General features: G+C 62.4%; 22 protein-coding genes and 2 pseudogenes. 10 read left to right on the top strand and 14 right to left on the bottom strand.

Annotated elements, in window-relative coordinates:
• Positions 1-271 precede the first annotated feature (271 nt).
• A pseudogene (locus LRP30_RS28395) lies at positions 272-460 on the bottom strand (CsbD family protein); the annotation flags it as partial.
• 352 nt (positions 461-812) lie between these two features.
• Between LRP30_RS28395 and LRP30_RS28390 the strand changes: the two are divergent.
• Entirely contained in the window at positions 813-1,013 is a 201-nt protein-coding gene (locus tag LRP30_RS28390; protein WP_249756875.1) for a hypothetical protein, read from the top strand.
• A gap of 45 nt (positions 1,014-1,058) precedes the next feature.
• Here the strand turns inward: LRP30_RS28390 and LRP30_RS28385 are convergent.
• From LRP30_RS28385 to LRP30_RS28375, 3 genes and pseudogenes are all read right to left on the bottom strand, one after another.
• A pseudogene (locus LRP30_RS28385) lies at positions 1,059-1,253 on the bottom strand (hypothetical protein); the annotation flags it as partial.
• A gap of 627 nt (positions 1,254-1,880) precedes the next feature.
• Positions 1,881-2,234, bottom strand: a complete 354-nt coding sequence (locus LRP30_RS28380) for a hypothetical protein (RefSeq protein WP_249756874.1) — start codon at positions 2,232-2,234, stop codon at positions 1,881-1,883.
• 62 nt (positions 2,235-2,296) lie between these two features.
• A complete protein-coding gene (locus LRP30_RS28375) occupies positions 2,297-2,710 on the bottom strand; it encodes a hypothetical protein (protein ID WP_249756873.1) in 414 nt (137 codons plus the stop codon).
• Between the two features lie 677 nt (positions 2,711-3,387).
• On the opposite strand from LRP30_RS28375, the gene LRP30_RS28370 reads away from it, so the two are divergent.
• Positions 3,388-3,927 carry a DNA ligase gene (locus tag LRP30_RS28370; protein WP_346016178.1) on the top strand — a complete coding sequence of 180 codons (540 nt, stop codon included), beginning with the start codon at positions 3,388-3,390 and terminating at the stop codon, positions 3,925-3,927.
• Positions 3,928-4,353: 426 nt separating this feature from the next.
• Complete coding sequence (locus tag LRP30_RS28365) at positions 4,354-4,794, top strand: nuclear transport factor 2 family protein (protein WP_249756871.1); 441 nt, start codon at positions 4,354-4,356, stop codon at positions 4,792-4,794.
• A gap of 91 nt (positions 4,795-4,885) precedes the next feature.
• Here LRP30_RS28365 and LRP30_RS28360 read toward each other — a convergent pair whose 3' ends face one another.
• Positions 4,886-5,161 carry a hypothetical protein gene (locus LRP30_RS28360; RefSeq protein WP_249756870.1) on the bottom strand — a complete coding sequence of 92 codons (276 nt, stop codon included), beginning with the start codon at positions 5,159-5,161 and terminating at the stop codon, positions 4,886-4,888.
• A 320-nt stretch (positions 5,162-5,481) separates the two neighbouring features.
• On the opposite strand from LRP30_RS28360, the gene LRP30_RS28355 reads away from it, so the two are divergent.
• Positions 5,482-6,096: a DUF1080 domain-containing protein gene (locus tag LRP30_RS28355; RefSeq protein ID WP_249756869.1), complete on the top strand. Its 615-nt coding sequence runs from the start codon at positions 5,482-5,484 to the stop codon at positions 6,094-6,096.
• Between the two features lie 437 nt (positions 6,097-6,533).
• Here LRP30_RS28355 and LRP30_RS28350 read toward each other — a convergent pair whose 3' ends face one another.
• Positions 6,534-6,794 carry a hypothetical protein gene (locus LRP30_RS28350; protein ID WP_249756868.1) on the bottom strand — a complete coding sequence of 87 codons (261 nt, stop codon included), beginning with the start codon at positions 6,792-6,794 and terminating at the stop codon, positions 6,534-6,536.
• Between the two features lie 908 nt (positions 6,795-7,702).
• Entirely contained in the window at positions 7,703-7,933 is a 231-nt protein-coding gene (locus LRP30_RS28345; RefSeq protein WP_249756867.1) for a hypothetical protein, read from the bottom strand.
• Positions 7,934-8,519: 586 nt separating this feature from the next.
• On the opposite strand from LRP30_RS28345, the gene LRP30_RS28340 reads away from it, so the two are divergent.
• The 4 genes from LRP30_RS28340 (at position 8,520) to uraD (ending at position 11,129) form a co-directional block, all read left to right on the top strand.
• Complete coding sequence (locus tag LRP30_RS28340) at positions 8,520-8,795, top strand: hypothetical protein (RefSeq protein ID WP_249761846.1); 276 nt, start codon at positions 8,520-8,522, stop codon at positions 8,793-8,795.
• An 89-nt stretch (positions 8,796-8,884) separates the two neighbouring features.
• The gene (locus LRP30_RS28335; protein WP_014493672.1) at positions 8,885-9,298 is read left to right on the top strand and encodes a DUF3830 family protein; all 414 of its coding nucleotides are present in this window, start codon (positions 8,885-8,887) and stop codon (positions 9,296-9,298) included.
• Complete coding sequence (gene puuE / locus LRP30_RS28330) at positions 9,299-10,234, top strand: allantoinase PuuE (RefSeq protein WP_249756866.1); 936 nt, start codon at positions 9,299-9,301, stop codon at positions 10,232-10,234.
• Between the two features lie 7 nt (positions 10,235-10,241).
• On the top strand, positions 10,242-11,129 hold the full coding sequence (uraD, locus tag LRP30_RS28325; RefSeq protein WP_249756865.1) for a 2-oxo-4-hydroxy-4-carboxy-5-ureidoimidazoline decarboxylase: 888 nt from the start codon (positions 10,242-10,244) through the stop codon (positions 11,127-11,129).
• Here the strand turns inward: uraD and LRP30_RS28320 are convergent.
• Positions 11,126-13,852, bottom strand: a complete 2,727-nt coding sequence (locus tag LRP30_RS28320) for a molybdopterin cofactor-binding domain-containing protein (RefSeq protein ID WP_249756864.1) — start codon at positions 13,850-13,852, stop codon at positions 11,126-11,128. The genes uraD and LRP30_RS28320 overlap by 4 nt on opposite strands.
• Positions 13,849-14,676, bottom strand: a complete 828-nt coding sequence (locus tag LRP30_RS28315; RefSeq protein ID WP_249756863.1) for an FAD binding domain-containing protein — start codon at positions 14,674-14,676, stop codon at positions 13,849-13,851. Before LRP30_RS28315 ends, LRP30_RS28320 begins: the two co-directional genes overlap by 4 nt.
• A 153-nt stretch (positions 14,677-14,829) precedes the next feature.
• Here LRP30_RS28315 and LRP30_RS28310 point away from each other — a divergent pair, with 153 nt between their 5' ends.
• Complete coding sequence (locus LRP30_RS28310; protein ID WP_249756862.1) at positions 14,830-16,179, top strand: 8-oxoguanine deaminase; 1,350 nt, start codon at positions 14,830-14,832, stop codon at positions 16,177-16,179.
• 94 nt (positions 16,180-16,273) lie between these two features.
• Here LRP30_RS28310 and LRP30_RS28305 read toward each other — a convergent pair whose 3' ends face one another.
• From LRP30_RS28305 to LRP30_RS28290, 4 genes are all read right to left on the bottom strand, one after another.
• Complete coding sequence (locus tag LRP30_RS28305) at positions 16,274-17,350, bottom strand: BMP family ABC transporter substrate-binding protein (protein ID WP_249761845.1); 1,077 nt, start codon at positions 17,348-17,350, stop codon at positions 16,274-16,276.
• A 77-nt stretch (positions 17,351-17,427) separates the two neighbouring features.
• The gene (locus LRP30_RS28300) at positions 17,428-18,345 is read right to left on the bottom strand and encodes an ABC transporter permease (protein ID WP_249756861.1); all 918 of its coding nucleotides are present in this window, start codon (positions 18,343-18,345) and stop codon (positions 17,428-17,430) included.
• Positions 18,332-19,423: an ABC transporter permease gene (locus LRP30_RS28295; RefSeq protein ID WP_249756860.1), complete on the bottom strand. Its 1,092-nt coding sequence runs from the start codon at positions 19,421-19,423 to the stop codon at positions 18,332-18,334. Before LRP30_RS28295 ends, LRP30_RS28300 begins: the two co-directional genes overlap by 14 nt.
• Entirely contained in the window at positions 19,407-20,978 is a 1,572-nt protein-coding gene (locus tag LRP30_RS28290) for an ABC transporter ATP-binding protein (protein WP_249756859.1), read from the bottom strand. Before LRP30_RS28290 ends, LRP30_RS28295 begins: the two co-directional genes overlap by 17 nt.
• A 561-nt stretch (positions 20,979-21,539) precedes the next feature.
• Here LRP30_RS28290 and LRP30_RS28285 point away from each other — a divergent pair.
• The gene (locus LRP30_RS28285; RefSeq protein WP_249756858.1) at positions 21,540-22,643 is read left to right on the top strand and encodes a hypothetical protein; all 1,104 of its coding nucleotides are present in this window, start codon (positions 21,540-21,542) and stop codon (positions 22,641-22,643) included.
• Between the two features lie 139 nt (positions 22,644-22,782).
• On the opposite strand, the gene LRP30_RS28280 is transcribed toward LRP30_RS28285, so the two are convergent.
• Complete coding sequence (locus LRP30_RS28280; protein ID WP_249756857.1) at positions 22,783-23,268, bottom strand: nucleoside deaminase; 486 nt, start codon at positions 23,266-23,268, stop codon at positions 22,783-22,785.
• Positions 23,269-23,274 lie beyond the last annotated feature (6 nt).

The raw sequence follows: 23,274 nt of genomic DNA, 5'->3' as shown, positions 1-23,274 counted from the left end.
TCCAAGGTGGTTGCGGCACGGCAGAGTGGACGCTTCGAGGCTCGATCGGCGGTGGAACGCCCAATGGGCGGCTGTCCTTGATCCGTTGGAGTTCTTCCTCTTCCTCTCGTTCCATTTGGTCGAAAGCCCGATGCAGGCGCGCATTCTCTTCGAATTCCCTGTCTTGCTCGGCTTGCCATTTTGCGAGTTCGACCGGGTCCTCCGGATCGGCACACCCGTTCCTGCGCATTTCTTCGACCCATTCGTCGAACTGCGCCATTCGCTCAAGGTCTTCTGCTTCCACCTCTGCTGCGTCTTTCGCCGCATCCTTAACGTCACCTACGGCATTATGTACAGCGCCCTTGGCCTTGTCAGCCTTGCCTTCCATTTGCAGGTCCTTATCGCCGGTCAGCTTTCCGGCGCCTTCCTTGATGCTGCCCTTGGCCTTGTCGGCGACCCCCTTCACGTGCTCGCGATCCATAACGTGCCTCCGTCAATCTGGATGACGCCCCAACACACGAGAAATTTCAGCGTTCCGAATAGCGCTATTGAAGCAAAGCCGATCGGCTGAGGTTGATCTCTTATGCGGCAATAAAATTGACCAAAAAAGTGTATCGTCCTCGGTGGCTACTTATCAGGGGGGCGTGGCACCCGAGGTGCGCGATCCAAGCTGAACGTTCCACCGCATCTTTGCTGGTGTGGCAACGTGAAGCAGAAGTCGCGGAGCGTTGCACATTTACAACCCGCACAGCCATTCGAGATAGTAAGCTGATCGATCAGAATGATTGAAACATATTTCGTGTTTGCTTCGATACGATCGGCGGGGACGCAAAATGTTTGATGTCTATCGCAATGACAAGCGCGACTTGCTTGTTCTAAGCAATGGCTCTGCAATACCCGTCGTTTGCTCTCGGAGTAAGTGGCGTAAGAGCAGAAAAAGAGTTCTCAAAGTCAGCGACGAGATCAAGTCAGCCGTTCAGAGACAGGGCTATTACGTTCGCAGCTTGCGGGTCACCAAGGAGCGGATAATCTAGGTCGAGCACGAAATGTCTTTGGGTGGTTGGGGTCTTGGCCGCACCATCCAACCGCGCGAGCCCAGCCTCGATCACGATGATATCTTCCTCGATCTGCTGAATGGTTGTCCGGCAGTCAAAGTCGGTGCGTGCCTTCAGGTCCACAGCCAGCTTCCGGCGCTGTATGCGCAAATCGTCGAGAGCTATCCTGTCATTGAGGCGAAGGTAAGCGTCCACAATAAGCTCGATTGCGCATGGCATCCCCGATCCTAGTCTCAATGACCACCCGCAACGATTAGCCCGCGACACTCTTCACAACGGCATCCCTTCGCAGATTGTGGCCAGCGGCTGTCAAATGGGACCCTATGATAAGGCCGAGACGCCTTAACGTGAGGAGAGCAAGAGGGTCGCACAATTCAATGGAAAGTCCGGCTCCTAATATCGCAATGGTGCGCTGTTCATCGCTATCGAGATCAGCCCATGAGATGTCCATCACGCGCCTCCGCGCTAAAGAATTATTAAAACCCAAACGCGTGCCTGATTTGTCGGAGCATAACCGCGTCGTTGTACCGACCGTCGGTTAGATATCGACCATTTGCGCTGTGCTAATCAGCGCCACAACTGCCACCGTGATGCCCCCCTAAACATTGGGGCTCTTCCTGAAGAGACCGCCAACCGGGGGTATCGAAATTAAACCGTACTCAGAATGCATCGCCGCATATAGCGACGACCTATATGTAATGGTGACACCGACTCGTAACCAGCTCGTTAATGGGGCCATGTCTGGATGCGCGCACCGTGGGCTTGGGCTCAGGCGCGTATCCGGCGAAGCGTTGAAGGGGCACGAGGCAACGGTTCTCGGGCAACCGCGCCAATTGCAGCATGGTCTTACTTCTTGAGAATGCCAATATCGGTGTTGCCCAAGTTCTTCATGGCGCGTTCAGCGGCGGGCGTATCCACCGCGTTGTCATGCAAGGTTGGAGCCTGAGTAACCGAGGAAGCATCCACGTCGCCGCCAGTCGCTGCATGGCTGAGCGCATTGCCCACGTTGGGACCGGAGGAGCCCGCAGTGCCGCTTAAGGTATGGCCGGTCGATAGGGTGCCGCCCGAATAACCTGTGGAGCCGGTGGCCGCAGTTCCACTCGGCGTAGAGCCGCCACTGCTCGATCCACCCGCACTCTGGGCTAAGGCGAGCGAAGAGCCGCCAACGAACAAGATCAAGATAAAGGCGATGTGGTTCAAAGAACGGTCCTCGATACGAATAACCGCTCAATGAGTTGCACGTCCGATGGTTCCGTAGGGGCCTATCGCTCTCCCGGCCACCAAGTCGAAGGCGGATCACTCGCCGAAATCTTCGTCGGCCGCAGCGCCACCAGATGGCTCCGCTTGTACGGATAGCCGCGCATCTCCGAGCAGTCCTTGCAACGCATGTAGCGCTCCAGCTCATGGATCCGCGTCGTCTTCGGTCGCCGCACAATATCGAGCGCAACAGTCTGATGGGTGTCGCAGCCGAGGCACTTCACTTCAAGATAAAGATACCCGGCGTTGAGGGCATCCCCGAGCGCTGGCGACGGCTGGGCCGGTCCTTGGAAGGCAAGCATGCGTTTATTCCACGCTTCACAGGCAAGCCGGTCGGCGACCTTGCGCGCCTCCACCGCCCGCTCTGCCGATGCGCGGACTGAGGCGCCATAGATGCTCTCTCGTGACTTGGTACCCATGCGCATATGAAAGCGCGGCGGCGGCCGAGACGCAAACTATCGATATGTTGGGGAGCACCCCCGGAGCGGCATACTGCTCGTCGTGGGTGTGGATAAAACCCGGCGGGTCCCGTAGCATCGGCAAGCGTTCAACGTCTCACCGGGATCAGACAAATGAGCCGTTTCCTGCTGTGCTGTGTAGGCGCTACCTGCTTCGCCGGAGCTTTGGTCTTCCAGTGCTCCGAAGCAAATGCTGTCTTTTGGCGCGGCATCACCGCGCCAACAAACATCGATATTCACGGGTGGCCGATCATCAAAGAGCCCCCGCCAAGCCCATGCCAGTGGATACGGGTGAGCGGTGGCTACTGGGTCCGACAGTGCGTTTACTAGGCCAGTATTGGCCCATCGCTCAACAGCGCTCCATTCAGAACATTCCGATCAAGATGAAAAGGCCGATCTCGGCCACGAACGTCACGGCCATGATTGCGACCGTGAGGAACACATCGCCCACCGGGAGAGGGGGTCATGGCGCGCCTCGCATGTTGCGAAGCTCCGAAGCCCAGTAGCCAACCTCTCGCCTGCGCTGAAATCTGTGCAGGGTCTTTAACCCCTGTTTGGGCGATCTTGCGAGAGGCCTTACGGTCCCGGACGGCCCGGATTGGCTTCATGAAATTAAATATGATGGCTATCGCCTCCGCTTGGAGCGCGACGGCGACCGCGTGCGGCTGATCACGCGCGGCGGCTACAATTGGGCAAGCCGTTATCCTTGGATCGTCGAGGCGGCGGGCAAGGTCCGCCAGCAGCACTTCGTGCTCGATGGGGAAGCGGTCGTGCTCGGCGTCGATGGCGTCTCCGATTTCAACGCCCTTCACTCGCGCAAGCATGACGATGAGGTTCAGCTTTGCGCTTTCGACATCCTGGTCGAGGGCGAAGATGATCTGCGCAAGCTGCCGCTTCATCTGCGTAAGACCAGTCTTGAACGCCTGCTTGCGCGGCGCCCTGAAGGAGTGTTCGTCAATCCTTTCGAACGTGGTGAGCTTGGGCCTGATCTGTTTCGCGCTGCCTGCAAACTGGGGCTTGAAGGGCTAGTGTCCAAGCGGCGCGACCGGCCGTATCAATCCGGACGGTGCCGGTATTGGGTCAAGGTGAAAAACCGCGCTCATCCGGCAATGGATCGGGGCGACATGTTTTGCCCCCAGCAGATCCCTCGCGGGGATGACAGTCGCAGACGTTTTTGATCGACGGGGAGAACCCCCGTAGGACTACGTCGTTGAGCCGCGTAGTGGACGCGTTTATGCTCGAATTTTGGGAGAGCTGCCTACCCTCGGGTTTGAGCCCGACATATCGGCCAGTGTGCCGCAATTTTACATTTATGGGCGGTCTTGTGCCTTCGGCGAGCACGCTTTTGTTGCCCGCACCAATTCGGAATTCCTTGCAGAGCGAAGGCAGGACTTTAGCGCCTGCCCGACAATGCCTTACAGGAGGCCGACATGACGAGTTATTCATATACAACCATCGATGATCCGTTCGCCGCTGCCGCCGGAGGCGACACTTCGAACGACACAATCACGTTAACTGGCGTCGCTCTCTCACAACTGCGCGCGAGCGACTCCTTCTTCGTTTAACCGGGGAAACGCGTTTTCAACTTACAGAGGAGATATCCCATGCGTATTACCCAAGCATCAGCGTTAGTCCTTTGTCTGCTCACTGTCGCTCCGACGGTAGGGCTCGCCGCAGACGCCAGGACAGAGGTTGAGAAAGCCTACGCTACCTTTAATGCCGCATTTAACAAACAGGACGCGAAGGCCGTCGCCGCCAACTATGTCCCGACAGCCAAGGTGCTGCCGCCGACCCACGAAGTCGCATCCGGCCCAGCGGAGATTGAAAAGTTTTTTGCCGGTTTCTTCGCAAATGGTGTGACCGGTCATAAGCTGGAGGTCATCGACGCTGGCGGAGACGACAAGGTCGTGATTGGCACGGCCAAGTGGAGCGCTACAGGTAAGGACAAGGACGGCAAACCGGCGGCATTCAGTGGACTTGCTATGCACGTCTTCGAACGCCAAGCAGATGGTTCGTTAAAGCTGAGGTTTCATACCTTCAACTGAGTTGTCCGAAGACGTTCAACTGAGTGACGCCGACCGCAACAAAGGCCCCGACGATGTTGCACGTCGGGGCCTTTCAAGATCATCAAGCCGGTTACATCCGCCGTGCCCTACGATCCTTGATGTCGTGCTTACCGCACGCGATCTGGTGCAGAACTGGCACGGCGACGGCATCAGCGTGATCACATGCGGCGCGAAAGCGGCACGCGTTTAGCTCGGCCTTGCGCCACTCTTCGCGCCGCCGGGGCTCGGCCGCCAGTGCCTTGCGCGTCTCCACGCCCCAGATGATCTTGTCGATCTCGGCGCCGTCCAGCGTGCGCTTGATCCGCAACACAATGGACAGCACCATCACAACATCGCCGTAGGGCATGAACAGGTCACGCGCAGCGATATCGAGGTAAGGCGATGAAAGCTCTGGAATGCTTCCTCACTGCGGCAGATCAGCGGACAGGCCCTGCGTGCCAGGCGTCGTTTCCGCGGACAAGGCTTTCAGCCTTCGATTTGGACAAGGCCATCAGGCGTTGAGAAGGCCCCCTGCGCGCCGGAACTGTCATGCCACGCTTGGTCCACGCGTGCCTCCCATCTCCGCTGAATGCGAGAGCGGGAGCCTAGCCAAAATTTACGCATGGTCCTACCATCACGGCTAACGCCCGGAGAAACAAGCCGGCAGATCAGCAGGGAGGAGTTCAAATGCCGATGACCTTGCAGCGTTATTTGCAATTCGCTCTTGCACTCGTCGCCTCGAGTTTCGCCGTGAGTCAGGCGCTGCCGCAGGTTAAAGCCCGGGAAGCGGTCTGGATCACGCTCTTCGACGGCAAAGGCCTCGAACAATGGGATCAGGTCGGCACTTCCAATTGGCATCTGGAGGACGGTGTGGTGATTGCCGACAAGATGGACGGCAAAGAGGCTGGTTATCTCGTCAGCAAGAAGCCGTACAAGGACTTCGTGCTACACGTCGAGTTTTGGTCCAGCGACGATGCAAACAGCGGCGTTTATTTCCGCTGCCTCGACGCCAAGAAGATCACCGACCGTACCTGTTACGAAGCAAATATCTTTGATCAGCGCCCCGATCCGAGCTACGGCACTGGCGCGATCACACGTTACGTCGAGATCAACCAGATGCCGAAAGCCGGCGGTAATTGGAATACGTTCGACATCACGGCAAAGGGACGCGACATCACCGTCGTGCTCAATGGAAAGAAAACGGCCGAACTGCGGAACGGAATGTTCGATGAAGGCTGGATTGCCCTACAACACGGCGCGGGAGCGATCAAATTTCGTACGGTGAAAATCCAGCCCTTGTAACGCCGCGCTAAGGACCGACGCAGACGAGTCTCGCCCGCGTCGAACCTAGGTCGCACCCAAAAGCCGACGTCTGCGCCAATAAGTGACACGAAAAAAGCAATGACCCTGGCGCCTATCCACCGCCAGCCCATTCGCGACCATCGGCTCAAGCCGGTTTGCGCTTCCGCCAATCGGTACGGCCGCTTGGCGCCGCCATCGCCAACCTACGCGTTCCGTGGGCCGGCCGTCTGCCCTGGCGGTCAGCAGGCCACGGCGCTCGGCGGGCGACCTGCCATCAATCAGTGAATGGTTGACTTCACCGGGTTTGTCGATTGATCGAGAGCTGTATTCTCCTCGGCCTCTTGCACTCGGCCTCGAGGGGTCTCAAGTTCGGCAGCTGAGAAAGAAGCGCCTGAGCGCGCAGGCACAGGACAACGCGGTTGTGCGCCCGATTACGTTTACTCATTGCACGCCCCCGATGTTTGAAGAGTTGGCCCATTGGGTCGATCTCGCGTTGCAGGAGTTTTCTCACCCGGCGGATCAAGCGAGCTGGTCGAGCTACCGACGTTGCATTCCCGGAAGTGGGACGACAGCTCAAGCTCAGCCAAGTGCTCCCAGCATTCCGCGTCCGCGAGGAGTTTCCATTTGTTCATGCTGTTGTACGCGGCCTGTTGACGGCAGAGCGAACCCATTGCGCGCAAGCGTCGCACCTTCTCCACTGCGAACCTCCTCCGGGCTTGTTCTTCGCAAGCCTATTACTTCTGATGTGTCCAAGACAAATACTTCGCAAATTGAAATTGCGAGCGATAGTCCGGTCTTTGACGGTCAACTTGATGACAGCGCAATCGTCTTACTTTTGCTTTGGCTTTGGAGCGTTGACGACGTTAAAGGCTAAGCGCAAAATGATGCCCTTTGCCGAGCGCTCCAGCCCCCCAAAGTCGAGGCGCTCTTCAGGAAGTTCACGGCTCCAGTCCCACAACTGCAGCCGTTTTCTTTGTTCACGAAATCAACCATGCTGCGCTAGAACGCGCGCAAGTTCTCAAGCGGCAAGCGCACTCCGCTCCATTTCAGTACTGCAACCAAATTTGTGAAGCAGCGCGCGATGAACGATGGTTAGCTGTAGTCAGTCTGGGCCAAGTACGTTTGATCCCGATCTATTGTGGCCCCGGCGCATTGCACTAAAAAGACCGCCTTCGGGCGGTCTTTTTCCGTCTGGTCCTCGGTATTCGCATCGTCCGGAAATCTCACGTAAACGGCTTGGATCGTGTCAAAGGCCCCGACGCTATTACACGTCGGGGCCCTCAAGATCATCAGGCCGGTTACATCCGCCGTGCCTTACGATCTTTGATCTCGCCGATTCCGCATCTGATCTGGGCTGAGGCATAAAGCGCTCGGCCGCCAGCTCGCCCTTGCGCCATTCGGCGCGGCGCCGGGCACTCGGGCGCCAACGCCTGATTACTCCGTGGCCTTGCCCACGATGTGGACATGTTCGTCGGCCGCGTTGCAGGCTCCGCGTACTGGTTTGTAGACGCAGCCAACCTTGCGAAGCTCCGGGAAGTGAGGCTCGTAACAGCAGGCTAACGGTGCTACGAACTCCTTGATGCGCTTAGAAGCCATGATCGGCCAGTTAGTGCAGCGTCGCGGACGGCCGCTCCATCATCGCCTCGACAAATTGCCGCAAGCCCTCCATAGCCTTGCTCCGCCACGCCTCCAGCTCGCCGGCGTATTTCGACAAGTCCGCACGAAACTGTTCCCCGTGAATGTCGGCCCCGCGAGCGAGCAGGCGGCGCGCATAGGCCGTGAGCGCAAGATCGCGATGGCGGCACAACTCGGCGTTTGCTTCGTCTAAGATTTTCATTTTGAACCGCGCTTCACAGCCAGTCGCCAAAAATTTCCGCCTTCACCCGGCCGAACGCTGGTGTTTTCCGCGTCGGTATGCCAAACCGAACCCGCATGCGTGACGAAGGATCCCGGCGGATACGTCCGCGATGCATCCCAAATGCCCAGGTAGCGCAGTGTCGGGCGCGACTCGAGTTCCTTGATCCGCTCTTTCAACCACGCGCTGTCATCGCCCGCGAAGGCGGGCGATCCAGACTCCGAGACGGCAGTGATTGAACCGAGAGGACGCGGCGTACTGGATTCCCCGCTTTCGCGGGGAATGACAGTAGCATTTGGAGGATGACAGCGGTGCCCCATACCCCGTCATTGCGAGCGCAGCGAAGCAATCCAGAATCCCTCCGCGGAAAGACTCTGGATTGCTTCGTCGCAAGGGCTCCTCGCAATGACGGCGTTGAAGCAGTTGCGCTCCCCGAATTCGTCTTGGCCTCCGCCCAGAGTGTTTGGCGCATGCCGGCTAAATATTCGGCAATCGTGCCCGCGGCGCCGATGGACTTGACCGCTGCAATCCGGTTCAATAGGGCCAATTGAGTTTCCAGGCGACAATGATGTCGAGATATCTGCTGGTCCTGCTCCTGATCGCCTCGCCGGCGGCGGCGCAAGTGAAGATGACGCCGAAGACCACGGCGGCGCATCCCGACCCCTGTGCCCCGATCGGGCGTACCGCGGACGGCAAGCTGGTCTACTCCATGAAATGCGAGACTCTGCCGGCGCCGCCCCTGCCGCCGCTGGCGGAACTGAAGGAGGCACCCGCGCCGGTCGCGGAGCCGGAGCCGGAGGTCCGGCGGAGCGGCATTTTCGGCTGGTCCTACGACCGCAGGTGAGGGCCGCGCCCCTTGCGCGAAGCCCGATGGAATGCTCTTTGCCGAGGAATCCACCGTGGGGCCCATCGCCCCCGACCCAGAGAGATGAGATGAGCAAACTCGTTATCCGCGCCGGCGATTTCACCTTCGATGCCCGCTTCGAGGAGCAGCTGGCACCCAAGACCGTCGCCGCGTTCCGCAAGGCGCTGCCGTTCGAAAGCCACATCATCCATGTGCGCTGGAGCGGCGAGGGGGTGTGGATGCCGCTCGGCGACCTCGATTTCGGCGTCGGCTACGAGAACCATACGAGCTATCCCGCGCCCGGCCAGATCATCCTCTATCCTGGCGGCATCAGCGAGACCGAGATCCTGCTCGCCTATGGCGGCGTGCACTTCGCGAGCAAGATGGGCCAGCTCGCCGGCAACCATTTCATCACGCTGACCTCGGGCCTGGAGAATCTGGCAACGCTGGGCAAGAGCGTGCTGTGGAAGGGCGCCCTGCCGATCCGCTTCGAGGAAGTCTGAGTGACTGAGACAAGCTACCCGCGCGATCTTCGCGGCTACGGCCGCAACCCGCCGCATCCGCAATGGCCCGGCAATGCGCGGGTCGCGGTGCAGTTCGTCGTCAATTTCGAGGAAGGTGGCGAGAACAACATTTTGCACGGCGACCGCGCCTCGGAAGCCTTCCTGTCCGATGTGCTCGGCGCGCAGCCCTGGCCGGGCCAGCGCCATGCCAACATCGAATCGATGTTCGAATATGGCTCGCGCGCCGGCTTCTGGCGGTTGTGGCGGATGTTCGGCGAACACAACTGGCCGACCACCGTGTTCGGTGTCGCGACCGCGCTGAAGCGCAACCCCGAGATCGTCGCGGCGATGAAGGAGGCGGGCTGGGATATCGCCAGCCACAGCCTGAAATGGATCGAGCACAAGGACATGACCGAGGCGCAGGAGCGCGCCGAGATCGCGGAAGCGATCCGCGTCCACACCGCGGCGACCGGATCGCGGCCGCTCGGCTGGTACACCGGACGCTCCTCGATCAACACCAACCGCCTCCTGATGGAGGAGGGCGGCTTCCTCTATCTCTGCGATTCCTATGCGGACGATTTGCCCTATTGGGTGAAGGGCGCAGGCGGCAAGCAGCTCATCGTTCCCTATACGTTAGACGCCAACGACATGCGCTTCATCAACCCGCAGGGGTTTGCCGAAGGCGAGCAGTTCTTCACCTATCTGAAGGACGCCTTCGACGTGCTGTATGCCGAAGGGCAGACCGCGCCGAAGATGATGTCGGTCGGCTTGCACTGCCGCCTCGCCGGCCGGCCCGGCCGCGCTGCGGGGCTGATGCGCTTCCTGGATTACATCGGCAAGCACGAGCGCGTCTGGGTGCCGACGCGATTGCAGATCGCGCAGCACTGGCACGACAAGCACGCGCACCTTGCGGCCGATGCATTCGAGATCGGGTGAGAGAGCGATGTCGCAGATCTCGCTGGCCGATCTCAACGCTGCAAGCAAAACCGATTTCGTCGCGGCGCTCGCCAACGTCATCGAATATTCACCGTGGATCGCCGAGCAGCTCGCCGGGAAACGGCCGTTCAACGGCATCAACCAGTTGCATGCTGCGCTGATGGCGGCGATCCAGAGCGCCGAACCGGACGTGCAGCTGGCATTAATCCGAGCGCATCCCGATCTCGCCAACAAGACCCAGCGTGCGGCAGGGCTGACGGCAGAGTCGACCGACGAGCAGAACAGCGCCGGCCTCGACCGGCTGTCGGACGCCGAATACGCCGCGTTCGAGCGCGTCAACACCGCCTATCGCGACAAATTCGGCTTCCCCTATATCGTCTGCGTGCGCCGTCACACCAGGGATTCCATCCTGCGTGACTTCGAGACGCGGCTGCTCAACATCGTCAAGACCGAGATAAGGCGCGCGATCGAGGAGATCGGCCGTATCTCCGCGCTGCGGCTCGATCAACTCATCATTGCCGACGACAAGCTGAAGGTGCACGGCCGGCTGTCGACGCATGTGCTCGACAATCACACGGGCAAGCCTGCGCAGGGCATCCCGGTTGAGCTGGTCGAGCTCGCGCGCCTCGGCGAGAGCCGCGTCATTGCGCGCACTGTCACCAACGCGGACGGCCGCACCGATCAACCGCTGATCGGCGGTCGCCCCTTGCCGATCGGCCGCTACGAGCTCAGGTTCAGCGTTGCCAGATATTACGCCGAGCGTAACGTGCCGTTATCCGACCCGCCGTTCCTCGACGAGATCCCGCTGCGTTTCGCCATCAGCGAGCCGGAGGGGCACTATCACGTGCCGCTCCTGGTCACGCCATGGAGCTATTCGACCTATCGCGGCAGTTAATCACCGAACTTGTCGAGCAGCGCCGGAAACAACCGGTCCGGCTTGAAAGGCGGCGCGGTGAAGCGGATGCCGGTGGCATCGGCAATGGCGTTGCCGAGCGCGGCTGCGACCGGATTATACGGACTCTCGCTCATCGACTTCGCGCCCAGCGGTCCGATCGTGTCGGACGTCTCGGCGAAGAACACCTCGGTGCGGGGCACGTCGGCGAAGGAGGGCAGGTGGTAGTCGCGGAACTTCGGGTTGGTGACCCGGCCGTCTGCGTCGATCACCATCTCCTCGTAGAGCGCGGCGCCGAGTGCCTGCGCGACGCCGCCTTCGACCTGCCCGCGGCATTGCATGGGATTGGCGACGACGCCGGCGTCCGCCGCCTGCACGCTCCTGAGAATCCTGAGCTCGCCGGTGCCCTTGTTCACGGCGACGCGAAAGCCCTGTACGTTGAAGCCGACCGAACGCGGTGTGCCGGTGGAATTGCCGGTGCCTGCGAAGGGCTGTCCGCGGTCGCGTGCGAGCCTTGCCAGCTCCACAAAGGACATGCGGCGCACGCCGCTGACGACGGCGTCAGCTTCGAGCATGCAGATCGCGGCATCGCACAGCCAAGCGTCCGCGGCCGCCGCCTTCAGCTCGGTCGCAAGCTGGAGCGCCGCCGCATGAGTCGCCTTGCCCGCGACGAACATGCCCGCGCTGCCATAGGCGCCGGTATCGTGGCCGCCATGGGCGGTGTCGGATTGGCGCAGGTGGATCCTGTCGACGTTGGTCGCAAGCGTCGTCGCCGCGATCTGTCGGTGCACCGTGCTGGTGCCGTTGCCGAACTCGGCGGTGCCGACGGTAAGGTCGAAACCGCCGTCATCGCGCAGCACGATCATGGCGTCGGCGAGGTGGCCCGCCGGCGGCGCCGTGTCGATCATGGTCAGCGCGATGCCGTCGCCGATCAGCCATTCCGGCGGCAGCTCGGGCTGCGGGCCATCGGCCTGCATCGCGCGCTCGACAAGGTCGAGGCACTGGTCGAGCCCGTAGGAGCCATAGTCGACGTCGTGAAATTCGGACGGTGGCGGCGACAGCATGGGATCGCCTGGCCTGACGATGTTGCGCCGGCGCATCTCGTAGGGGCTGATGCCGAGCTGCTTCGCCAGCTCGTCGATCGCGGCCTCGACCGCGATCAGCGCCTGCGGCAGGCCATAGCCGCGAAACGCCCCTGCCGGCACCGTGTTGGTGTAGACGGCAAAGCCGTCGACCCGCTTGTTCGGGCAATTATAGACGCTGATGGACTCAGCCAGCGCGTGGAACATCACGGGCCCGGCGTGATTGCCGTAGGCGCCGGTGTTGGAGAGCACGTCGAGCTGGAGCGCGGTGAGCTTGCCGTCGGCATCGGCGCCGGCCTTGATGTGGACCCGCATTGGGTGGCGCGTCGACGTCGCGATGAACTGCTCCTCGCGGGTCAGCTCCAGCTTCACCGGCCGCCCGGTCTTGAGCGCGGCAAGCGCCAGAATGTCCTCGACGAACATCTCCTGCTTGCCGCCAAAGCCGCCGCCGACGCGCTCGCAGAACACGCGGACCTTGTCCATGGGAAGCTTGAAGATATCGGACAACGCGCGCCTGGTCAGGAACGGGACCTGCGTCGAGGTGCGGACATTGAGCACGCCGGCCTCATCGAGCCAGGCGACGCCGCCATGGGTCTCCAGTGCGGCATGCTGCACACGATGACTGTGGAAGGTGCCCTCATAGGTGACGGCAGAGGTGGCGAGCGCAGCCGCGACGTCGCCGAATTCGCCGTGCGTCTCCGCGACGAGGTTGCGCTGGGCGTCAGTGACCCGGTTCGCGACGGTGCGGTCAGGATGAATGACGGGTGCGTCCGGCACCATCGCCTGCTCCGGATCGATCAGCGCAGGCAGGATCTCGTAGCTGACCTTCAGCCGGCGGCACGCCTCCTCAGCGGCAGCCTCGCTCTCGGCGACGACGGCCGCAACCTTCTGGCCGATGAAGCGGACGACGTTATCGAGAATGCGGGTGTCCTCGGGATCCATCCACTCCTTCTCGTGCCGCGCGGTCGACATCAGGACCGACGGCGCATCCTCATGCGTCAGCACGGCGTGCACGCCGGCGACGCGAAGGGCTTCCGACTTGTCGATCGCCACGATCCTGGCGTGCGCATGCGGTGAACGAAGCAGCTTGATGTGCAGCAGCCCGTCGATGGCGGTATCGAACGTGTAGCGCGCCTTGCCGCGCACGATGTCGGGACCCGCGGGGGCCGGAAGGCTACGGCCAAATGCGGCGCCAGCCTCGACACTCGCCTCGACATTGGTGTTGCCGAGGATCGCGTCCTCGATCGAACGATAGCCGGTGCAGCGGCAGATATTGCCCTTCAACGCCGTGCCGAGATCGGTGCGCTGCGCCTGGTTCAGCGAGGCGCAGGTCAGGATCATGCCGGCAGTGCAGAAGCCGCATTGAAAGCCTTGTGCATCGAGGAAGGCCTGCTGCATCGGATGGGCGCCGTGGTCGCCGCCAAGACCTTCGATCGTGGTGACGCTTCGCCCCTCGGCGCGGAACGCCGGGATCAGGCAGCTATGGACCGGCTCGCCATCCAACAGCACGGTGCAGGCGCCGCAATCACCGGCATCGCAACCCTTCTTCACGCCGAAATGGCCGAGCTCGCGCAGGAACGTGCGCAGGCACTGGCCGGCACGCGGCCCTTGCGAAAACGCCTTGCCGTTGATCTCGAAGCTCATGATGGCACTCCGCCCAGGAGTTCGCCGCGGATCTCCTCGGCGAGCCGCAGCGTCATGTGCTTGCGCCAGAGCGGCTTGCCATGGATGTCGGTATGGTACAGATCGTCCGTGATCTGCTGCGCGATCACATCGCGAAGCGCACTCGCGTCGGGGGCCTTGCGGAAGGTCAGCTGGATCGGCCGCACCGTCGATGCGGTGACCGTTAATGTCAGAGTGCCGTCCGGATCGAGGCTGCCGATCAGAAGCGCCGCCGAGCGGCCGACGGGCGCCAGCGAGATCTGGCGAAAGGCGGTGCGGCGCTTTAAAGCGGCAATCGGGATATCGATCTGCCGGATCAGGTCGCCTGGCGTCAGGCGGTTGCGCTGGTTGCCGGTGACGAAGTCGGCGACGGAAATCCTCTGTTCACCACCGCCGGCCTTCCAGATGGTGCAGACGCCGTCGAGCGCTGATGTGAGCGAGATCATCGGTCCCGCCGGCAGCGACATGCAGAGATTGCCGCCGACCGTTGCCGTCTTCCAGATCTTGAACGAAGCAAGGAAGGCCCGACAGCACTGGCCGATCAGCGGCGCGGCGAGCCAGTCGGACGGGCAGGCGAGACCATCGAGCTCTGCGATGGTGCAGGTGGCCGCCATGCTGAGATGGCTCTCGGTGACCGTCAGCGCCGGCCATTTCAGGTCGGTGAGATCGATCAGCCGCCTCAGATGCGTTTGCGGCTCCGAGAACAGCCAGGTGCCGCCCGCGAGCCAAGCATCGCCTGCCATCCAGGCAGGGAGTTGCGCGCGTGTTTGCGGATGGGCGACTGCTGTGATGGTATTCAAATCCATGGCTGCGCCAACGCTTCCGCCGGGTGAATTGGACAAGAGAAAGTCTTGCAAGACCGGAGCCAAGTCGCAACAACAAGTCGCAGCCAAGAACGCGGTCGGACCGGCCGCCGCCTTGCAGGCCTGCCGTCAGCGGATCTGAGGAGAAGCAGGATCATGACCGACGCAAGTCCGATCTGGATCAGGGATCCCCTGGCCATCCTCGCCGACGGGGCCGAGCGCGGGGTCGTGGTGAAGGATGGCCGGATCGTCGAGCTCGTGCCGGCCGGCGGGGCGCCTGCGACCGCGGATGTCGCGGTGTTCGATGCGGGCGACCACGTCGTGCTGCCTGGCCTGATCAACACGCACCATCACTTCTACCAGACGCTGACGCGGGCCCTGCCGGCGGCGATGGATCGCGAGCTGTTTCCCTGGCTCCAGGCGCTCTATCCGGTGTGGGCGAAGCTGACGCCGGAGGCGCTGGAACTCGGCGTCACCGTGGCGATGTCCGAGCTGCTGCTATCAGGTTGCACCACGACGACCGATCATCACTACGTCTTCCCGGCAGGACTCGAGGACGCCGTGGATATCGAAGTGGCGGTGGCGCAGCGGCTCGGTGTGCGCGTGCTGCTGACGCGCGGCTCGATGAATCTGTCGCAACGCGACGGCGGCTTGCCGCCTGATAGCGTCGTGCAGGACGAGGACACCATCCTCGCCGACAGCGCGCGCGTGGTCGCCAAGCATCACCAGCGTAGCGCGGATGCGATGGTGCAGATTGCGCTCGCGCCGTGCTCGCCCTTCTCCGTGACGACCTCGCTGATGCGCGCCACCGCCGAACTCGCCGAAAAGCTCGACGTGCGCCTGCACACCCATCTCGCCGAGACCGAGGACGAGAACAAGTTTTGCGAGCAGATGTATGGCTGCCGCCCGCTCGACTATCTCGAACAATGTGGTTGGCTCAATGCGCGGACCTGGCTCGCTCACGGAATCTTCTTCAACGCCGAGGAGATGAAGCGACTCGGCAAGGCCAGGACGACCATCAGCCATTGCGCGTGCAGCAACCAGCTGCTGGCCTCCGGCTGTTGCCCGGTGTGCGAGATGGAGGAGGCCGGCGTCGGCATCGGCATTGGGGTCGACGGCTCGGCCTCCAACGACGGCTCGAACCTGATGCAAGAAGTGCGTGCCGCCTTCCTGCTGCAGCGAGCCCGCTACGGCGTGACGAAGGTCAGCCACAAGGACGCTCTGCGCTGGGTCACCAGAGGCTCGGCGGCGTGCGTCGGCCGGCCCGAGCTCGGCGAGATCGCCGTCGGCAAGGCCGCCGATCTCGCGTTGTTCAAGCTCGACGAGCTGCGCTTCTCCGGCCATGGCGATCCCCTGGCGGCACTAGTGCTATGCGGCGCGCATCGGGCCGACCGCGTCATGGTGGCAGGAAAATGGGCCGTGGTCGACGGCGCGATCCCGGGCCTCGATGTCGCGGACCTCATCCGCCGCCACAGTTCGGCGGCGCGGAGCATGCAGCTGGGATAAAAGAGGGGGCAGCCACAAGTGCCGGGTGCTTCTGGCCACCCCCTCCGAACCTCCTCCGGGAGGAGCAGGTGATCTGGTCAAAGCAAGAAGCGTGCTACCGGCCCGGCAGCTTGTCGTCGATGCCTTTGACGTAGAAATTCATGCCGAGGACCTGGCCGTCATCGAGGTGATCGCCGCCCTTGCACTCGACCGGCTTGCCGTCCTGCCCAACGATCGGGCATTTGAACGGATGGAGCTTGCCTGCTGTGATCGCGGCCTGGGCATCCTCGGCCATTTTCTTCACGTCGTCAGGCATGTTGGTATAGGGCGCCATCGCGAACATGTGGCTGTCGAGGCCGCCCCAGGTGTCCTCCGACTTCCAGGTGCCGGCGAGCTCGGCCTTGACGCGCTCGATGTAGTAGGGGCCCCAGGTGTCAAGGATCGAGGTCAGCTGGGTCTTGGGTCCGAACTTGATCATCTCTGAGTCCTGGCCGAAGGCGAGCTTGCCGCGTTCGCTGGCGATCTGCATCGCCGCCGGCGAATCCGTGTGCTGCATGATCACGTCGGCTCCCTGGTCGATCAGCGCCTTGGCGGCGTCGGCCTCCTTGCCCGGGTCGAACCAGGTATTGGCCCAGATGATCTTGACCTTGATGTTGGGGTTGATGGTCTGCGCCGCCAGCATCGTCGCGTTGATGCCGGAGACGACCTCGGGAATCGGGAATGAGCCGATATAGCCGAGCACGCCCGACTTCGACATCTTGGCCGCGATCAGGCCTTGAATGTAGCGGCCCTGATACCATTTGGCCGAATAGGTCGACATGTTCGGGTTGCGCTTGTAGCCGGTCGCGTGTTCGAAATGCACGTTCGGATACTTCTTGGCGACCTTCAGCGTCGGATCCATGTAGCCGAAGGAGGTCGTGAAGATCAGCTTGTTGCCGGCACGGACGAGCTGCTCGATGGAGCGTTCGGCATCGGGACCTTCGGGCACGTTCTCGAGATAGGTGGTCTCGATCTTGTCGCCCAATTCCTTCACCAGCGCCTGCCGCGCGAGATCGTGCTGATAGGTCCAACCGAGATCTCCGATCGGACCCAGATAAATGAAGCCGACCTTGAGCTTGTCGGCGGCGGAGGCTGCACCGACGCTCCCGGCAAGCAAAAGCCCGGCAGCCAGCGCAAGAAGTGATTTCCTCATCATCAATCTCCAAACATCAGGGGAAAGCCACGATCCGCAACGCGCGCGCCCCATCGCGCACGCTGCGGAAACGAAACTCAGCGGTCAGGCACGAACACGGTGCCGAGCGCGGCGGGCGCGGTCGAGCCGCCAGTGCGCGCGCGGGAGAGCAGGACCAGGACGATGACGGTTGCGAGGTACGGCAGCGCCGACATGAACTGCGAGGGAATGCCGACGCCCCAGCCCTGCGCATGCAGTTGCAGGATCGTCACCGCGCCGAAGAGGTAAGCCCCAATGACGAGCCGGCCCGGCCGCCAGGACGAGAACACCACCAGCGCCAGCGCGATCCAGCCACGGCCTGCGGTCATGCCGGGAATGAAGAACGGCGTATAGGCAAGCGGCAGATAGGCGCCCGCAAGACCCGCGCAGGCGCCGCCGAACATCACGGCGAAGGTGCGGATGCGGAGCACGGGGTAGCCGAGTGCATGCGCGGAGACATGATTGTCGCCGCAGGCGCGCAGAATCAATCCCGCGCGCGTGCGGTACAGGAACCACCAGACGCCAACGATGAGCGCGACCGAAAAATAGATAAAGGCGTCCTCGCCGCACAGCACCCGGCCGATCAGGGGGACATCCGTGAGGCCGGGGATGGTGAGATGCGCGGCCGGCGTGATGCGCTCGCCGACGAAGCCGGCGCCGATCAGCCCGGAGAGCCCGATGCCGAGGATGGTCAGCGCGAGACCCGTCGCGACTTGGTTGACGGCGAGCCCGAGCGTCATCAGCGCGAAGACCAGTGACATCAGTGTGCCCGCGACGATGCCGAATAGCGCTCCAATGAAGATCGAGCCGGTCAGCCAGGCGCCGGCAAAGCCGCAGGCCGCGCCAACGATCATCATGCCCTCGACGCCGAGATTGAGCACGCCGGAACGCTCGGTCACGAGCTCGCCGGTCGCCGCGATCAGCAGCGGCGTCGATGCGGCGAGGATCGCGAGGATGATGGCCTCAACCAGCTCCATGGGGCACCTCTCGGTTCGGGAAGGTCAGCTTGAAGCGGTAGAGGATGAGGGAATCGCAGGCGAGCACGTAGAACAACAAAATGCCCTGGAAGACCTTGGTGACGTCCAATGGGATCTTCATTGCGATCTGTGCCTGCTCCCCGCCGATAAAGGTCAATGCGAGAAAAAGTCCTGCAATTAATATTCCAAGCGGGTTCAGCCGGCCAAGGAAGGCGACGATGATCGCGGTAAAACCGTAACCAGGTGAGATGCCGGGCTGGAGGTGCCCGACGGGTCCTGCGACCTCGATGATGCCGGCAAGGCCTGCCAACCCGCCGGAGACGGCGAAGGTCAGGATGATCAGCTGGTCGGCATTGAATCCGCCGAACCGCGCGGCACGCGGCGCGGCGCCAACCACGCGGATCTCAAAGCCCTTAATGGTGCGTGCGAGCAGGATCGCGGCTGCAGCGACGACGAGCAGGGAGATGATCGAGCCGAGATGCAGCCGGCCGCCCTCGATCAGCAGCGGAACCGTTGCCACCGGATCGAACTCCGCCGTGGTCGGGAAGTTGAAGCCGTGCGGATCGCGCCAGGGGCCGCGCACGAGATAGTCGAGGAAGAGGTCGGCGACATAGACCAGCATCAGGCTGGTCAGGATTTCGCTGGCGCCGAACTTCACCTTGCAGATCGCGGGGATGAGCGCATAGAGCGCGCCTGCGGTCGCGGCGAGCACGAGCATGGCCGGCAGCACCCAGGCGCCGGCATCGGTGCCCTGCGTCTTCACCGCAATCCAGCTTCCGGCGACCGCGCCGATCAGGAATTGTCCCTCGGCGCCGATGTTCCAGGCATTGGCGAGATAGCAGAGCGACAGCCCGATCGCGATCATCACCAGCGGCGTGGCCTTCACCGCGATCTCCTGAAGCGAATAGCCGTCGGTGAGCGGCGCGATGAAATAGGCATGCAAAGCGAGCAGCGGATTCTTGCCGAGGATCGCGAACAGAATGACCATGGTCACGATGGTGAGGCCGATCGCGATCAGTGGCGAGATCAGCGCGATCGTATTGGAGCGTTCGGCGCGCTTCTCAAGCACCAACTGCATGCGTGACCTCCTTCGGCTCCAGGCTGCTGCCGCCCATCAGAAGACCGAGCTTTTCGCGGCTCGCTTCGCTCGCGGCAATCGGAGCCGACAGCCGGCCGTGAAACATCACCGCGATGCGGTCGGCGATCTCCGTGAGCTCGTCGAGATCCTGGCTGGTCACGAGCACGGCGGCGCCAGCGGCTGCGAGATCAAGCAGCGCCTGGCGGATCACGGCGGCTGCGCCGGCGTCGACGCCCCACGTCGGCTGGCTGACCACCAGAACCGCCGGGTTGCGCAGGATCTCGCGGCCGACGATGAATTTCTGCAGATTGCCGCCGGAGAGGGATGCTGCTTCCGGATCGCGTCTGGCCTTGCGGACGTCAAACGTTTCGGTCGCGCGGTCGACCGTCTTCAGCGTTGCCGCGGTGTCGATGAAGCCGTGGCGGACCATGCCGCTGGCGGCATGCCCGGTGAGCAGCGCGTTCTCCGACAGCTTCATGCGCGGCGCGGTGCCGTGGCCGAGACGCTCCTCGGGCACGAAGGCGGCGCCGAGCTTGCGCCGCTGCGTGATCGAGAGGTGGCCGGCGGCGATGCCCTCGATCACGACGGTGCCGGGGTCCTTCGACAGGCGCTCGCCGGAGAGTGCGGCGAACAGCTCGTCCTGGCCGTTGCCGGCGACGCCGGCGATGCCCAAGATCTCGCCGCCCTTCAGCTCGAACGAAATGTGCTCGAGACGTACGCCATGCGCTTCGCTTGGAGAGAGCGAGAGATCGTTGACGACGAGACGCGGCACGGTGGTCTTGCGGCCGGATGCGGCCTTCACTTCCTTGATCTCAGCCCCGACCATCATGCGCGCGAGCGAGGCGGCGGTCTCGCGCCGGGGATTGCAGGTTTCGACCTTCCTGCCGCCGCGCAGGATCGTTGCGGTGTCGCAGAGCCGCTTCACTTCCTCGAGCTTGTGGCTTATGTAGAGGATGGCGCGGCCTTCGGCCTTGAGCCGCTCCAGCACGATGAAAAGCTGGTCGGCTTCCTGAGGCGTCAGCACTGCGGTGGGTTCGTCCAGGATCAGGAATTTCGGATCCTGCATCAGCGCGCGGACGATCTCGATGCGTTGGCGCTCGCCGACCGACAATTGCCAGACCTCGCGTCGGGGATCGAGCGGCAGTCCGTAGGTCTTCGAGACCCGCTCCAGCCGTGCCGACATGTCCTTGAACGATTCCTTCCCGTCGAGGCCGAGCGCGACGTTCTCGGCGACGGTGAGATTGTCGAACAGCGAGAAATGCTGGAACACCATGCCGATGCCGCACCTGCGCGCGTCCGAGGGACCGGACAGCACTAGTCGTTCGCCCTGCCAGCGAATCTCGCCGGCGCTGGGCTGGATCAATCCGTAGATCGCCTTGACCAGCGTTGACTTGCCGGCGCCGTTCTCGCCGAGCAGCGCGTGGATTTCCCTCGGCTGGATCTCGATGTCGATGGCATCGTTGGCGAGGAAAGCACCATAGCGCTTGGTGAGCCCGATCGCCTGAAGCAGAGGGGGCTCGCCGGAATGCAGGCCGTTAGGCGTCTGATCTAACATTCGGTGATGCGCTGGCATGGATGAAGTGCCTCAATTGTGGGCTAGTTTGAGCCGCCGCGTAAGATGTGAAAAAGCGTCATCCCTTGCTCAACGCTGCGGCAGGTGCAGCGGTGCCGGTTGAGTCGTTCCGCGCTTTCGAGCGCAAACATGGACAGCGGAAGCTATCGCGCTTCGAGCCGCGCCTGTTGCAAATTTGTGACGGTTCAAACCAAATCGGAACCCGCTGTGCAGGCTTGATGCCATGTTGAGCAATGATGCGTCGGTCCGTCCAGCGCTTGCAGCGCAGCGGTCGCGACGGCTGCTCCCAACTCGGCCTCGCATCGGGGCGCGATCAGAAAATCCGAATAAAAACAATCGGGAAATGTTCGGCAATAGCGATCCCTTGCCTCTCGTGCTCACTACGTGCGGGCACTCTGCAATCTCCTCGATGACTCGTCACGTGCTGCCGCAACAAGCGGCACGCCGTGTGAAAAGTTGAGGCTTCTCACTCCGGAAGATCGGCGCAAGTGTCGCACCCAGGGGACGTTCATTTTTACGTGTCCAAACTTGGGGGTATTCAGGATGTCGTTTCGTTACACGGCAATGGCAGCAGCGGCGCTGTCACTTGCTACGCTGGCCACCGGTGGCCTGGCTCAAGCGGCGGATCTGCCGGTCAAGGCGGTCAAGAAGGCGCCGGACCTTCCGTTCTTCCTGGTCATCGATAACCGCGTCACGTTCTCGTACATCTTCAACGCCTCGCAGCCGGGCGCGTGGTCATTCCGGCCGGATGGATCGATCAACAGCAAGACCACCAAGCAGGTCTATTCGTTCACCCATTTCGACCTCTGGGCATACGGCACGAACTTCTTCACCATCTCCATGTTCAAGTCGGATCACAATGACCCGGCGGGACCCTGCACCAACGCGGGCACGATCTTCGGCGCGCCGGCATCCTGCGCCGGAGCGACCGAAATCTATGGCCTATTCCGCTCGACCTTCGGCTGGAACGAGCTCTTCAACACCAAGGCTTTCACCGCGGGACCGCTGCACAACATCTCGTTTGAAGTCGGCATGGATGCCAATACGGAGAACAGGTATTTCGGCGCCGCCAAGCGCGACGTCGTCGGCGGCCTGCAGTTTGCGTTCGACCTGCCCTACAAGGGCTACATCAACGTCGCGCCGCTGGTCTATTGGGAGTTCGCCAACCACAATTCCTTCAGCCAGTGCGGGCTGTTCGGTCCGGGCGTTCCCGGAGTGACGTGTCTCGCGGACGGCAACACGTCGTTCAAGCCAACCTGGGCTGTCGAAGTCAATTACTACATGGACCTCGGCTTCCTGCCGCCGAACATGCAGTACTTCTCGATCAGCGGCCGCGCTGGCTGGTACGGCAAGAAGGGCACCGACACCGAGCCGCTTCCCTACAGCCCGGCGAATGGCGTCTACAACACGGCGGTCGAGTTGAACTCGGAACCCATCCGTCTGACCTTCGACGCCTCGAAGGCGGCCTGGGGTGACAAGTACTCCCACTTCGTGGACGTCTGGGTGGCCTACCGCTACTGGCAGAACAAATTCGGCCTCGATCACAACCTTGCCGTCGGCTGTACCACGGCCATCGGTGGCCGGACGGTGAGCACCGGCTCCTGCACCGAGTCCTCGCTCTATTCCGGTATCACCGTGAAGTTCTAACCACCTGACGCTCTGCAGTCGTAGGGTGGGCAAAGCGAAGCGTGCCCACCACTTCTGCTTCTGTAGCACTCTACGGTACTGCAGGTGACGATGGCGCCGCGTCAAACCTCCGCGGCGTCATCTCCTTTTGGATGTGCTGCTACTTCGTCCACACGCCGTCGTGCAACGCTTCGGCCTCATCCTCCAGCAACGGCCCGACCACCTCGGTCGGCCGCTGCCCGCTGGCAAAGACCTCGCGGCAGGGCAGGTCGAGCGTCGGATTCTCCGGATGGTTGCCGGTAACGCCGCGCAGGCGGTGCTCGCTGAGACCGTAAACCACGCGGCCGATGCCGGCCCAGTAGATCGCGCCGGCGCACATCGCGCAGGGCTCGGCGGAGGAATAGAGCGTCGCCTTCGCCAGCACCTCGCGACTGAGCGTGCGGCAGGCCTGCGTCGCCGCGAGGCGCTCGGCATGCGCGGTGCCGTCGTGATCCGGCATGTAGCCGTTCTCGGTCTCGATCAGCAGGTTGCCGTCCGCATCGACGATGATGCAGCCGAAGGGATGATTGCCATGGGTGAGGGAGCGGCGGGCGATCGCGAAGGAGAGGCGGAGGAAGTGCTCGTCCCGCTCGGATGCGCCGCTCATCGCTGC

The organism is Bradyrhizobium sp. C-145 (assembly GCF_023375135.1).
Taxonomy (GTDB): Bacteria; Pseudomonadota; Alphaproteobacteria; order Rhizobiales; family Xanthobacteraceae; genus Bradyrhizobium; species Bradyrhizobium zhanjiangense.
Note: the sequence above shows the minus strand (reverse complement) of the source record. Positions and strands in the feature narration are given on the sequence as shown.